Annotated in this window: 14 protein-coding genes; 4 read left to right on the top strand and 10 right to left on the bottom strand. The window is 41.9% G+C overall.

Annotated features, from left to right (window positions below):
- Window positions 1-20: 20 nt before the first annotated feature.
- Genes EDC51_RS10900 through parC form a run of 6 tightly spaced genes read right to left on the bottom strand, consistent with a single transcriptional unit; the run spans window position 21 to window position 5,295 of the window.
- Window positions 21-833, bottom strand: a complete 813-nt coding sequence (locus tag EDC51_RS10900; protein ID WP_249038448.1) for a GNAT family N-acetyltransferase — start codon at window positions 831-833, stop codon at window positions 21-23.
- Window positions 754-1,824 carry an AAA family ATPase gene (locus EDC51_RS10895; RefSeq protein WP_249038447.1) on the bottom strand — a complete coding sequence of 357 codons (1,071 nt, stop codon included), beginning with the start codon at window positions 1,822-1,824 and terminating at the stop codon, window positions 754-756. The genes EDC51_RS10900 and EDC51_RS10895 overlap by 80 nt, the downstream gene beginning before the upstream one ends.
- Window positions 1,824-2,315, bottom strand: a complete 492-nt coding sequence (ybeY, locus tag EDC51_RS01030; protein WP_025267096.1) for an rRNA maturation RNase YbeY — start codon at window positions 2,313-2,315, stop codon at window positions 1,824-1,826. The genes EDC51_RS10895 and ybeY overlap by 1 nt, the downstream gene beginning before the upstream one ends.
- A gap of 16 nt (window positions 2,316-2,331) precedes the next feature.
- On the bottom strand, window positions 2,332-2,784 hold the full coding sequence (moaE, locus tag EDC51_RS01025) for a molybdopterin synthase catalytic subunit MoaE (protein WP_025289276.1): 453 nt from the start codon (window positions 2,782-2,784) through the stop codon (window positions 2,332-2,334).
- Window positions 2,785-3,030 carry a molybdopterin synthase sulfur carrier subunit gene (gene moaD, locus EDC51_RS01020; protein ID WP_025267098.1) on the bottom strand — a complete coding sequence of 82 codons (246 nt, stop codon included), beginning with the start codon at window positions 3,028-3,030 and terminating at the stop codon, window positions 2,785-2,787.
- 18 nt (window positions 3,031-3,048) lie between these two features.
- The gene (gene parC / locus EDC51_RS01015; protein WP_025289275.1) at window positions 3,049-5,295 is read right to left on the bottom strand and encodes a DNA topoisomerase IV subunit A; all 2,247 of its coding nucleotides are present in this window, start codon (window positions 5,293-5,295) and stop codon (window positions 3,049-3,051) included.
- A gap of 180 nt (window positions 5,296-5,475) precedes the next feature.
- On the opposite strand from parC, the gene accD reads away from it, so the two are divergent.
- Both accD and folC read left to right on the top strand, forming a co-directional pair.
- Window positions 5,476-6,372 carry an acetyl-CoA carboxylase, carboxyltransferase subunit beta gene (accD, locus tag EDC51_RS01010; RefSeq protein ID WP_015432416.1) on the top strand — a complete coding sequence of 299 codons (897 nt, stop codon included), beginning with the start codon at window positions 5,476-5,478 and terminating at the stop codon, window positions 6,370-6,372.
- Window positions 6,372-7,670 (top strand): bifunctional tetrahydrofolate synthase/dihydrofolate synthase, encoded by a 1,299-nt coding sequence (gene folC / locus EDC51_RS01005; RefSeq protein ID WP_131927924.1) that lies wholly within the window; start codon window positions 6,372-6,374, stop codon window positions 7,668-7,670. The genes accD and folC overlap by 1 nt, the downstream gene beginning before the upstream one ends.
- 47 nt (window positions 7,671-7,717) lie before the next feature.
- Here folC and EDC51_RS01000 read toward each other — a convergent pair whose 3' ends face one another.
- From EDC51_RS01000 to sbcB, 4 genes are all read right to left on the bottom strand, one after another.
- Window positions 7,718-8,536: a PHP domain-containing protein gene (locus EDC51_RS01000; RefSeq protein WP_131927923.1), complete on the bottom strand. Its 819-nt coding sequence runs from the start codon at window positions 8,534-8,536 to the stop codon at window positions 7,718-7,720.
- On the bottom strand, window positions 8,533-9,126 hold the full coding sequence (locus tag EDC51_RS00995; protein ID WP_131927922.1) for a DNA glycosylase: 594 nt from the start codon (window positions 9,124-9,126) through the stop codon (window positions 8,533-8,535). Before EDC51_RS00995 ends, EDC51_RS01000 begins: the two co-directional genes overlap by 4 nt.
- A gap of 31 nt (window positions 9,127-9,157) precedes the next feature.
- Window positions 9,158-10,153 (bottom strand): SAM hydrolase/SAM-dependent halogenase family protein, encoded by a 996-nt coding sequence (locus tag EDC51_RS00990; protein ID WP_131927921.1) that lies wholly within the window; start codon window positions 10,151-10,153, stop codon window positions 9,158-9,160.
- A 122-nt stretch (window positions 10,154-10,275) separates the two neighbouring features.
- Window positions 10,276-11,832, bottom strand: coding sequence for an exodeoxyribonuclease I (sbcB, locus tag EDC51_RS00985; RefSeq protein WP_131927920.1), 1,557 nt, complete (start codon window positions 11,830-11,832; stop codon window positions 10,276-10,278).
- Between the two features lie 128 nt (window positions 11,833-11,960).
- Here sbcB and lolB point away from each other — a divergent pair, with 128 nt between their 5' ends.
- Both lolB and ispE read left to right on the top strand, forming a co-directional pair.
- Window positions 11,961-12,593: a lipoprotein insertase outer membrane protein LolB gene (gene lolB / locus EDC51_RS00980; RefSeq protein WP_064317991.1), complete on the top strand. Its 633-nt coding sequence runs from the start codon at window positions 11,961-11,963 to the stop codon at window positions 12,591-12,593.
- Complete coding sequence (gene ispE, locus EDC51_RS00975; protein ID WP_131927919.1) at window positions 12,593-13,435, top strand: 4-(cytidine 5'-diphospho)-2-C-methyl-D-erythritol kinase; 843 nt, start codon at window positions 12,593-12,595, stop codon at window positions 13,433-13,435. Before lolB ends, ispE begins: the two co-directional genes overlap by 1 nt.
- Window positions 13,436-13,440 lie beyond the last annotated feature (5 nt).

Here is a 13,440-nt window from a genome sequence, read left to right as displayed (position 1 = left end):
AAAACGTTTGCGTATGTGATCTAGTTCAAAAAATATAAAGAATGACATAATGTCGTTTTGAACTGCTGAAGGCGTGGTTTATCCAGTTTTTCCAGCGTCAAATAATCTCGCACAAAAGTAAATTTATCTATTTGAGCAAGGCGCAATAAACTTGGCAAACAAGCCGTAAATGTCCGAGAAGCGCGGATAAATCCCTTAATATTCTGCCAATCCCACTCAGTAAGCGGTTGAAATTCTATATTTTTTTGCAAAATTTGGTTGCGTTGGAATTGTACGCTTGCTTGATCAACAAACGCTTTTCCTCGTAGCGAGACAGGATAAATCATCATCGCGCTGTATAAACCGCTGCTGGCTTCAGGATTCTGGCTAATTGCTACCTGCTGAAAACCGCATTGTTGCCAGAAATTCAGTAATTCATCATTCATTCCAAAGCTCACGGAAAGAAAATCAAGCGGTGGATTTTGCACTGAAATTTGCAAAATCATCTCAGAAATCAACCGCTTGCCGTAGCCTTTTCCTTGCATTTCAGGGGCTACTGCAATACGAGAGATCCGAAGAGATCGCAATTGGCAAGCCTGCGGAAAATTGCCCTGAAAACAAAGATATTGTGCAACGAGATTCCCCTTTGGACGGCGTTCACCTCGCCAAATTGCCTGAGTCAGCTCTCTATCTAGCCCCCCTTCAAAAATCCCCCAAGCCCCAGCAATCAACTGCTGATTTTCCCGAATTTCAAATAGCTTCTGATTTTCGCCATCAAATAAGCGGCGAAGATCGGTAGGGGTGGTTTTGTAGTGGGCTGTGGTGAGTAAGTGGTAGAAAGTTATTTTTTCCACAATACTGCTCCCCCTCTTTAGCAAAGAGGGGAGTTTGTTCATCGGTAAGAAGGAGTAAGTCATTGATAAACCCTTCCAACGGGTCATTCTCCCCCCAGCGCAACGGCGTGTGCAACGTCCAATGTTGAAAAGGTTTATTCAACATTTTCGGCAATTTCAACTCAAATCCACGCCCTGTCCCTTCATAATTTTGCGTGGTGGTCGTCATCACCACTTTTTCAAACGCATTTGTTAAGGCTTTTAACATAGGCAAGGGTAAGCTTGCCGCTTCATCAATAAATAACCACGTTTTTGCAACATTTTCACCTTTTTGCACCGCTTGCAATAAATAATCAGGCGCAAAAAATTGTATGTTTTCACTTTTAATCTGTTGCCAAAAACTTGGCAAAGCCGCTTTTGAACGTGCGGTAATGATGACGTTGTGTTGCTGTGAAAGTTGCTCGGCAAGTTTTCCAGCCAGTGTAGATTTCCCCCGACCACGAGGGGCAGTGATTAAATGAATATCGGCGTCATCAAGCGGTAGTTTTTTAAGAATAAATTGCTGTTGTGCATTGAATTGTAGGGGCGTACTGCGTACGCCCACGATATCGCCCATTTTTTCGGGTGTATAACATACGCCCCTACACTCAAAACCATATTTCTGTACCAACACCTTAAAAAATGCCCAGAATCTCGGTGTAGAAATCGCATTATCTTCATTCCAACGCAGGCTATCCAAATCGAGCGTATTTTCTACGTTGTCCCAATCCTTGCAACACAAATAGAGTGTGCCACCACGTTGAATTGTCCCCGCCACAATCGCAAAGGCTTCTAAATTAAAATGGATACCATTTTCTGCACGCATATCATAAATCGCAAAAGGGTATTCATTCCCGAGCAGAGATTTGGCATTGGAAAAAGGAATAGGCTCAAAATGTGGGGGAATTTGGATAGAAGGTTGTGAGGGCGTACTGCGTACGCCCGTTTGGTTAATGATGACCAGTTTTCGCATTATTCAGGCAATTTCTCACTTAAATAAGGATCACCATACCCCAGTGCGATCATAATTTCCGTTTCTAGACTTTCCATCTCAACCGCCTCATCTTCTTCAATATGATCGTAACCAAGCAAATGCAGTGTGCCGTGTACGGATAAATGCGCCCAGTGGCTTTCTTCGGAAATTTGTTGCTCTTTGGCTTCGTTTTCCATTACTTGACGGCAGATAACCAGATCGCCGAGTAGTGGCAAATCTTCCACGCCCTCAGGCATTTCAAACGGAAAGGAAAGCACATTAGTCGGTTTGTCTTTACCACGATAGGTCAGATTGAGTTCGTGGCTTTCCGCTTCATCTACAATGCGAATAGTGATTTCTGTTTCGGGGAAATCTTCGGTTTTTGCTTGCATTGCGAGGGCTTTGTGTACCCAAGTATAGAATTGTTGTTCAGTGGGTAAGTTTTCGCTGTTTTCACAGGCGATTTGTAGATCAATATATAAATTTTCCATTTTTATCTTTTGCAAATTATTGCCACTTTTCTGCCGCTTGTAGATCGCTTTCACGCTCTTCAACCCAGCGGTCGCCTTGTGCAGTGGTTTCTCGTTTCCAAAATGGGGCTTTGGTTTTAAGATAATCCATAATAAATTCATTAGCGGCATAGGCATTGCCACGATGAGCAGAGCTGACGCCCACAAGAACAATTTCATCACCTGTATAGAGTTGCCCAACACGATGGATCACCGCCACACGCTCCAATTCCCAGCGTTGCCGTGCTTCAGTCACGATTTCATTTAGGGCTTTTTCAGTCATCGCTGGATAGTGCTCTAAATATAAACCTGAAACGCTATCACCTAAATTCATTTCTCGCACCTTGCCCACAAAAACCGTTGTTGCACCAACTCGATGATTTTCTGCAAGCCAGCGATAAACGGCATTTTGATCAAAATTTTCCGTTTGTACTTTGATTAAATTTTCCATTTAGCCCCCTGTGACTGGCGGGAAAAAGGCAACTTCATCGCCATCTTTAATTTCAGTAGAAAGTGGTGAAATCGTTTGGTTAATTGCCACTAATAATTTACCGCTTTGTAACGCCAGTTCCCATTTCCCACCTTGATTGGCGAGATGTTGGCGTAGTTCGTCTGCGGTATGGAATATCGCCTCAATTTCTAGGCTATCTTGCCCCACTAATTCACGAGTTTGGGCGAAAAATAAAACGTTAATCATTGTTTTTCCTTAATTATTCTACTCAATAATCTCAACTTCTGTATTGGCATTTAACCCACGTACTAATGGCGAGCCTTTTCTCGCACGTTCGCCACGATAGTGCTCAATATCGCTTGGTTTAAGCGTGATTTTTCGTTTACCTGAAATAAAGACGAGAGAATTACTTGGCTTAATCACAAACAGCCGTGCTAATAATTCTGTACCGTCTTTGGCTGCGGCAGCAGAGATGTTGATAATCTTATTACCCTTGCCTTTTGCTAGCGTTGGTAATTCCGACACTGGGAATACCAACATTCTACCGACACTACTCATCGCCACAAGTAGATTTTCTTCGCTCTCATCAATCAGTTGTGGCGGTAACACTTTTGCATTTTCTGGCAGAGAAATGACCGCTTTACCCGCTTTGTTGCGAGAAATCAAATCACCAAGTGTACAGATAAATCCATAACCCGAATCCGATGCCATGAGCACTTTTTGGCTTTCATCGCCAATGAGTACAGTTTCAATAGTTGCACCTGCTGGTAAATTAATGCGTCCGCTAATAGGCTCACCTTGCGTTCTTGCTGATGGCAGAGAATTTGGGTCAAGTGCATAAGCCCGTCCTGTGCTATCAATAAATACTGCAGCTTGATTACTCTTACCGCAAGCATGAGCTAAATAACGGTCGCCAGCTTTATAACTGGCATTCTGTGCATCAAAATCATGGCTTTTGGCACAACGAATCCAGCCTTTTTCAGAAAGAATAATGGTCACAGCTTCCACTGGGGTTATATCACTTTCACTAAAGGCTTTTGCTTCTGCTCGTTCTACCAGTGGCGACATTCTTTGACTAGCGAATGTTTTCGCATCGGCTTGAATTTCTTTCTTAATTAAATTGTTGAGCTTGCGTTCTGAACCTAGAATCGCTTGTAGATAGCTTTTCTCTTCCTCTAATTTGGCTTGTTCAGCTTGTAATTCATGCTCTTCCAATTTAGCAAGATGGCGTAAACGCAAGTTTAAAATGGCTTCTGCTTGCGTATCGCTTAAATTAAAACGCGCCATCAATACCATTTTCGGTTCATCTTCGTTGCGGATAATTTCGATCACTTCATCAATGTTGAGATAAGCAATCATCAAGCCTTCAAGAATATGCAGACGGCTTAAAATTTTATCTAAGCGGAAATTTAAGCGACGGGTAACTGTTTGGCGACGGAAGGTAAGCCATTCGCTTAAAATTTGCACCAAGCCTTTTACTGCGGGTTTGCCATCAAGTCCGATCATATTCATATTGACTCGATAGTTTTTCTGAAGATCCGTCGTGGCAAATAGGTGGCTCATTACTTCTTCGGCATCTACTCGGTTTGAGCGAGGAATAATCACTAAACGAGTAGCGTTATCCTTACCGCTTTCATCACGCACGTCTTCGATTTGTGGTAGTTTTTTATCCGTCATCTGCTTGGCAATTTGACTGATAATTTCCGATGGCGAAACTTGATAAGGCAAGGCAGTTACAACAATATCGCCTTTCTCTTTTGTCCAAACCGCACGTTGGGTCACAGAGCCTTTGCCACTTTCATACATTTTTGCCAGTTCAGATTTTGGCGTGATAATTTCTGCTTCTGTCGGGTAGTCGGGGGCTTGTACTACGGTAAGCAGATCATTTAAGTTTGCATTTGGATTATCCAGCAACATCACGCAAGCATCGGCAAGCTCATTGATATTGTGCGATGGAATGTTGGTGGAAAGCCCAACCGCAATCCCCATTGTGCCGTTGAGCAAAATATGTGGTAGGCGAGCAGGGAAAGATTTTGGCTCTTCAAGCGTTGCATCAAAGTTAGGTTGATACTCTGCGGCACCTTGATTAAGTTCTTCAAGCAGTAATTCAGCAAATTTTGCCAAGCGAGATTTGGTGTATCGCATTGCAGCAAAAGATTTCGGCTCATCAGGCGAACCAAAGTTACCGTGCCCATCAACGAGCGGATAGCGGTAAGAGAATGGTTGAGCCATCAGCACCATCGCCCCATAACTAGCTGCATCGCCGTGAGGGTGATATTTACCGATCACTTCCCCGATAGTACGAGCGGATTTTGCATAAGCCGCACTGGCTTTTAGCCCGATTTCTGACATCGCATAAATAATGCGGCGTTGCACTGGCTTTAAACCATCACCAATAAATGGTAAGGCTCGGTCCATAATCACATACATGGAATAGTTAAGATAAGCACTTTCGGTAAATTGCTTGAGCGGCATCTGCTCTACGCCGTCATAGTTGATTTCGCTGGTCATTGGTTTACAAATCTGTTTGGCAAAAGGTAAAAAAACGAAAGGGCGAATTTTCGCTTATTTAGGGCAATTTGTCCAATTCTCCCCAAATCAATAAGTGGTTAAACCTTTGATTATGGCAATCTGTGCGATTTTATGCTTTAATGCACGCCAATTTTTCAGTGAATAAAGAAGGAATTCCCAATGAGTTGGATTGAACGCATTTTAGGTAAAAGTTCGACATCCTCTAGCCACGCCAAATCAAAAATTCCAGAAGGCGTATGGACAAAATGCACTAGCTGTGAACAGGTGTTATATAGCGAAGAATTAAAACGCAATATGCAAGTTTGCCCAAAATGTGGCCACCATATGCGTATCAATGCTCGTACTCGCTTATTAAACTTGCTGGATCAAGATAGTGCCCAAGAACTTGGTTTAGATTTAGAGCCGCAAGACGTTTTAAAATTTAAAGATCTGAAAAAATATAAAGATCGTCTTTCAAGCGCACAAAAACAGACTGGCGAAAAAGACGCCATGATTGTAATGTCTGGTAAATTGTTTGATATGCCTGTCGTTGTTGCGGCTTTTAATTTTGAATTTATGGGCGGCTCAATGGGCTCTGTAGTCGGTGCAAAATTTGTACGAGCTGCCGAAAAAGCTTTATCAGAAAATATTCCTTTTATCTGTTTCTCCGCATCAGGCGGGGCACGTATGCAAGAAGCACTGCTCTCATTAATGCAAATGGCAAAAACCAGTGCAATTTTAGCGCGTATGCGTGAAATGGGCGTGCCATTTATTTCTGTCTTAACTGACCCAACTTTAGGTGGTGTCTCAGCAAGTTTAGCGATGTTAGGCGATATCAATATCGCAGAGCCAAAAGCGTTAATCGGTTTTGCTGGGCCTCGAGTGATTGAACAAACCGTCCGCGAAAAACTACCGGAAGGTTTCCAACGCAGTGAGTTTCTATTAGAAAAAGGCGCGATTGATATGATCGTAGAGCGTAAAGAAATGCGAGATACGCTTGCTCGCCTTGTTGCTAAACTCACTAATCAACCAAGCCCATTTAAAGCAGGCGAATTGCTTGAAGAAGTTGTTGAATAATGAACAATACGATGAAACCAAAAGCCACGGATTCTTTGGAAACGTGGCTTTCCTATTTAGAAAAAAGTCACTTTAAACCCATTGATATGGGATTAGAGCGTGTTAAAACCGTTGCTAGCGGCTTAGATTTATTAACGCCCACCTCTTATGTAATTACCGTTGCCGGCACAAATGGCAAAGGCTCAACTTGTCGATTACTTGAGCAAATTTTGCTAAATAGCGGTTTGAAAGTTGGCGTTTATTCTTCACCACACCTCATCCACTATAATGAGCGAGTGCGCCTTAATGGTATGCCCGTTGATGATAGCGCTTTAATCGCAAGTTTTAATTATATTGAACAGCATAAATCTCAATCCTTAACCTATTTTGAATTCGGCACTTTAGCTGCATTGGATATATTTCGCCAAGCTCAAGTTGATGTCGCGATTTTAGAAGTCGGACTAGGGGGGCGCTTAGATGCAACCAACATTGTAGATCCTAATTTAGCCGTGATCACCTCTATTGATATTGACCACGTTGAATTTCTTGGCGACAACCGTGAAGCGATCGGGCGAGAAAAAGCTGGGGTTTTCCGTGAAAATATCCCCGTAGTGATTGGCGAGCCAGACTGTCCGATATCCGTATTGGAATATGCCAAACAGTTAAACTGCCACATTTCACAACGTGATCAAGATTGGCAGTTTCAGATCTCAGGCGATCAGTTTATTTGGCAAGGGAAGCAATACAAACGCCAATTACCTTTGCCACAAATTCCTCAACCCAATTGTGCGACAGCACTTGCTGTTGTCGATTTACTGCCATTTGAAATCAGCGAACAAGCGGTAGAAAATGCGGTAAAAAATACCAAAATGGTAGGACGCTTCCAAACCTTAGATGCTCAAGATTTTGCACAATTTTCGCAAAAACGACCGCTTGCAAAAGTGATTGTTGATGTCGGGCATAACCCCCACGCAGCACGCTATTTGGCAACAAGGTTACAAGCCTTAAAAACACCAGAAACACAAGTTTATGCTGTATTTAGCGCTTTGGTGGATAAAGATTTAAATGGTATTGTACAACCACTTACTGGGATTATTGATCATTGGTATTGCGCTGGCTTAGCTGGCTATCGAGGACAAAGTGGCACAGATGTTGCCAATAAGCTTCAACGACAGTTACCTCATGCAGATTGCCATATCTTTGCCCAGGTAAATCAAGCTGCATTGGCCGCCTTTGAACATGCTAACGCCCAAGATATCATTTTAATCTTTGGCTCCTTCTTTACTGTTGCTGATTTTATGCAATGGCTAGCACAATAATGCTCAACAGCCGCTCAAGGCTGTGAGCATCCCAATTTATCTTGTCCTTAAAATAACTGCCAGATCGGTTTACAATTTTGGGGGAGCGTAAGCCCCTTACCTAATTCAATCCAGCCTGTCGGATAATGGAAATCAGAACCGCCTGAAGCATAGAGATCAAACTCTTCAGCCCAACGTGCTAAAAGGTGACGCTGATCAGGCGTTTGTGCTGCACCGGCCACCTCAATGCCATCTCCGCCAGCTTGCTTAAATTCTGTGATTAAACGACGCACCCAACGCGCAGTGAGTTTATAGCGTAATGGATGAGCGACACAAATTACTCCCCCCGCTTGATGAGTAATATCTACCGCCTCTTGTAATGAACACCACACAGGTTTTACATAAGCCGGTTTTCCTATGCCTAAATAACGTTTAAATGCCTGTTCAATATTTTTAACATGACCTTGTTCAAGCAGAAAACGACCATAATGGGCACGGGTCACTTCACCGCTGGCTAATTTCTTTGCCCCTTCATATGCATTTGGAATACCCGCTTTAGCCAGTTTTTCGCCAATTTGTATTGCGCGAGCTTCTCGCCAAATTTTTTGTTGTTCTAAAAGCTGATTTAGCGCAGCATGATGCTCATCAATATTCAATGCAGCAAGGTGAATACTTTTATTTTCCCATAAAATAGAGATCTCTACCCCACTGATAAAGCGAATAGCCTTATCTGCTGCAAAAGCTTTTGCTTCTGCAATTCCTCCCAGCGTATCGTGATCCGTTAATGCCAACATTTCAACTTGGTTATCCAACGCACGTTGTACTAACTCTGTCGGCGTAAGCATGCCGTCAGATGCAGTGCTATGGCTGTGTAAATCATAAATCATGCTAAAATTCCGCTTATTTCAAAAAAACGACGATATGCTTCGCATTTCTTCGCAAAACTTAGTGGATAAGCCCGAGAAGTAGAAGGCAAACGATATAAAAAGAGCTCTCGCTCAGCACAATAGGGAAAAGTAATAAATTCGTTTGTTTTAGGCATTTTGATTTTATTTGGTAATAGCGATAACAGGGTATCAGTCGCTTTTTCGCCAGTGGTGAAAATCCATCGACAAGCAGGCAGTTTGGCTAAAACAGCCGTTAAATCAACAGGCTCAACAATACGTAAATGCTTATCTGCGGCATTGCCTTGTTCACGAATTGCGCGTTGCGCCGTAGAACACAATGCAATCCCCTGAGAACGTAGAAATTGTTCTATTCTCAGAGGATCAAAGCGTTTCTCTCCTGGCACGCAAAAATATGCCGGATCATTAAAAAAGAGTGCGCCGTAAATACGCCACATATCATTCTGAAAATTAGGATAGTGAAATTCCATACAACGCTTTTCGACCGTTGGCGGAAATGTTCCCATCATCATGACAGTCGCATGCTGTGGCAAAATAGCTGGAAATGGATGTTTTTCAATCAGTTTCATCATAATGAATCGGGGGCAATTATTGCCCCCTAAATTATTTAATTTCTGTCTTTTCGTTACTTTTCTCACTGTTTTTCTTTTCGCAGGATTTAATCGCAACCGACCATTCTGCTCCCGAGCCAATTTTGTATTTCTCGGAAAAACTATCCATATTCAATGCAAAAGAGACATTCAGTAAGCTATTCAAATAGATAAGAGGTCTCCCCTCTTCTACATCGCCAAAACTATTTTTATACGGCATTGCGCCACTATAGCGAATACGTATACCATCATCGGTTTGCTCTCTAATTTCAACACACAGCCGCTGATCTTTCTCAATACCTGCTTGAGCTAATAGTGTATCGCTAATATTTGTCCAAATATTGCCATATTGAATATCTAATACTGGAATATTCCCTTTTAACACACCGTCCTCTAAGGTTGGACGTTGATAATCAATCTCTACTACCTTTGGCTCAAGCTCTGCCCCAACTTCCTCAAAGCTAATCTGCCCTGAGGCTAATCTTGCTCCTGTGTAGGCATATACATCACGCCCATGGAAGGTATAGGATTTCTCAGAACCTTCAAGGCGGTTTTTACTTTCGTCAATCTGGCGCACAGCCTCAATACCTAAATGCTCAGCAACTAAAGTTAGCGTACCATTATCTGGTGTCACAAAATAATGTCCCGTTTTCGTTTTCAATACCACAGATTGACGATCTGTACCTACTCCGGGATCAACCACACTAACAAAGACTGTTCCCGGTTTCCAGTAGGTTGCCGTTTGATAGAGACGATAAGCGGCTTCCCAAATATTATATGGCGGAATTTCATGGGTAAGATCGAACATATTCAAATGACTATCTACCCCAAATGCAACGCCTTTCATCGCAGAAACGGCGCCATCACGCAAACTAAAATCAGTTTGCATCACCAATGCCTGTTTTGCAGAATTTTCTGAAATTTCGACCGCTTGTGTTGTGTTTGCGATGGCATTCTCACCACCTAAAAAAGAAACGGCAACCAGTGCCGCTAAAATGGTTTTTCTCATATAAAACTCTTGTTAATTAATCTAACCAGCTTTCCCATATTATAAGCTTGGCAAACGATTGTCTATATGATTGAAGATTTTATTTCGGCCTAATTTTACTGATTGAACATTTTTAACTTAGCCTATGCTTTCACAGCTAATAGTTGATTCAGCATTTTAAGTTTAGCCGATTTATCTAACGCCTGCTCAGCAAGTGAATTCAATGCATTCACGATAGCTTGATTCTCATGACTTTCTTGCGAGGGAATGAGTTGCCCTTCCTGTGTAATTTGCACAGCATATTGCTCCAACTGTTCAAGTAACTGCAATTTTTCTGGGTTATCATGAAACGCTATCGCCAAGCGATGTAAAGCTTCGCTAAATGGTTTTGCTCGCAGCTCAAGCTGCTGATCGCAATATTTTTGCCAACGAACTTGTTCAGCACGATTTAAAGTATGTGGATAGTGTCTGGCACGATAGTGAAACAGCAATTTTTCCACACGAGGATCATTAAATTTCAATCCGTGATTTGCTAACTCTTCTGGCTTAAGTTGGCGCAAAATCGCCATATTGTTCTTATCTGCCGGTTCAAAAAAACCATCATACAATGAAGTTTCTACATTATCGCTTTCAGCAAAAACTCGCTCTTCATTAAAAATATCCAGTACCTTTTCTCGCACTAACCCTTTTTGTGCCTTAAGTTTTTGTAGATTTTCCAAGCACATTTGGCGATCGATACCTAAACGTGTTGCATTTTCTGGTAATAACGTTTTTGCAGGAGCAATAATGGGACATTTATTAATGTGCACTAATTTTAGTGGTACTGCTGTAAGCCCCTGCTCTTCTAACTCACTTTTTTTAGTATAGAGTCGTTGTTTTAATACTTCTGCCGGTTCATTTAACAAATCATCTATTTGGCCTGCAAGATCACACACAATAACAGCGTTTTGGTTAGTCGGATGCCAAGCCAAAGGCACTACCCACGCCGTATTGCCGCGATAATTCCCCAGCATTCCGGAAACATGAACTAAAGGTGTGAGTTCTGCAGTATCAATCATCGCTTCTATGGCTTTTTTACCGCGGTTTTTAAAAAAGAACTCAAATAATTTCGGCTGTTTTTGTTTGATTAATTTCGCCATCGCAATCGTGGCATACACATCTGCCATTGCATCATGTGCATTTTCATGTTCAATACCATTCGCTTTAGTTAAATTTTCTAGTTTAAAGCTCGGCATACCCTCGTCATCATATGCCCATTCAATCCCCTCTGGGCGTAAGGCATAACACGCGCGTACCACATCTAATAGATCCCAACGCGAATTACCACTTTTCCAACTATATTCATAGGGGTCAAAAAAATTACGGAAGAAAGTATAACGCGTCATTTCATCGTCATAGCGAATATTGTTATACCCCATTATACAAGTATTTGGCTGACTAAATTCAGCGTGAATTTGCGCAGCAAATTCTGGCTCAGAGACCCCTTTTTCATTGCATATTTGGGGGGTAATACCTGTCACCATCACGGCCTCAGGCGAAGGCAAATAATCTGCTGTTTGCTTGCAATAGATCATCACTGGCTCACCAATAATATTAAAATCCATATCGGTACGAATGCCGGCAAATTGTGCAGGGCGATCACTAGCAGGGTTTACCCCAAAACTTTCAAAATCATAGATAAAAAATGTCGCTTGGCTCATACTATTTATTCCAAAGAAAATCGCCAAGATTCTAACACATGCGGTCGAATTTGCAGGATTTTTTGCAAAATTGCTGAAAATAGCAATTTTCGCTATACTTTCACCACTTTCATTTTTTTCTTTTCATTATGAAAAAACTTCGTTTTTATTTATCTCTCTCGGCATTACTTATTTTAACTGGTTGTCAATCTGTGTTAGATGCTCCTACGCAAATTAAGCAGCCCTCAGTACAAATCCCGCATAATGATCTGCAATGGCAGCAACATTTAGCACAATTGCAAAAAATCAATAGCTACCAAGCACAAGGGCAATTTGGCTATATCTCGCCAGAAGAGCGATTTTCTTCTCACTTTAAGTGGCAGTACAAAACACCAACTAATTTTAGCCTGACGATGTCATCGAATCTTTCAAGTAAATCATTAACCTTTCAGCGTACTGCACAGGGAATGACGATCTCCGATGAAAAAGGGCGCTCCCGCACCGAACGCAATGTGAATGCGCTAATGGAAGAGATTATTGGTGTTTCATTTCCCATCGACCAATTTGCTTACTGGGTGAAGGGGCAGCCTGAAGCCCACAGCCACTATGTAGTAAATGAAAAACGTCAATTGGCACAATTTGACTACCCTGTAAACGGTACAGTGTGGCAAGTTTCATTTGTGGAATATCATGAAGATAGCCAGCCAAACTTGCCAAAACTGATCAGTCTTATTAATGGTAAACAAACCTTGAAAATTCGTATTGATAATTGGGTGTACTAATGCGTAAATACTGTTTCCCCAGTCCAGCAAAATTAAATCTCTTTTTGTATATTACAGGCAAACTGCCTAATGGTTATCACGAATTGCAAACCCTTTTTCAATTTTTAGATTTTGGCGATGAAATCGAAATTGAAATCACAGCACAGTCTGAGATCAAACTACTCAATGCTGTTGAGGGAGTCGCAACCGAAGACAACTTAATTTATCGCGCAGCAAAACTATTGCAAAAACAGACCGCTTGTTCGCAAGGAGCCAAAATTGCAGTAAACAAAAAATTGCCAATGGGAGCGGGTTTAGGTGGTGGTTCATCAAACGCAGCTACGGTTTTAGTCGCGTTAAACCATTTATGGCAAACCCAGTTATCCTTGGAACAATTAGCGGAACTAGGCTTAAGCTTAGGTGCAGATGTGCCTATCTTTGTGCACGGTTTCGCTGCTTTTGCCGAAGGTGTTGGTGAAAAATTAACCCCCTGCAAAATTCCGGAAAAATGGTATTTGGTACTCAAACCCGATGTTGCGATTTCTACCGCTGCTATTTTTTCCCATCCGGATCTACCACGTAATACACCCAAGCGCACTTTAACGGTGCTTTTACAGTCACCCTGGTTAAACGATTGCGAAAAAATTGTAAAAGATCTTTATCCAGAGGTTGATGAATGTCTATCTTGGTTGATAAAATATGCCCCAGCCCGATTGACAGGCACAGGTGCCTGTGTTTTCGCCGAATTCGACTGTAAAGATGATGCTCTTGCTGCGTTCCAAGCAATGCCTTCTGATTACCAAGGTTTTGTTGCCCAAGGACAAAACATTTCGCCTTTACATCAAACTCTCAATTTCTATTAATTTAC

This window comes from Bibersteinia trehalosi, from assembly GCF_004346205.1.
GTDB classification, from domain to species: Bacteria; Pseudomonadota; Gammaproteobacteria; order Enterobacterales; family Pasteurellaceae; genus Bibersteinia; species Bibersteinia trehalosi.
The sequence above is the reverse complement of the archived record's forward strand: the minus strand, read 5'-3'. Positions and strand labels throughout refer to the sequence as shown.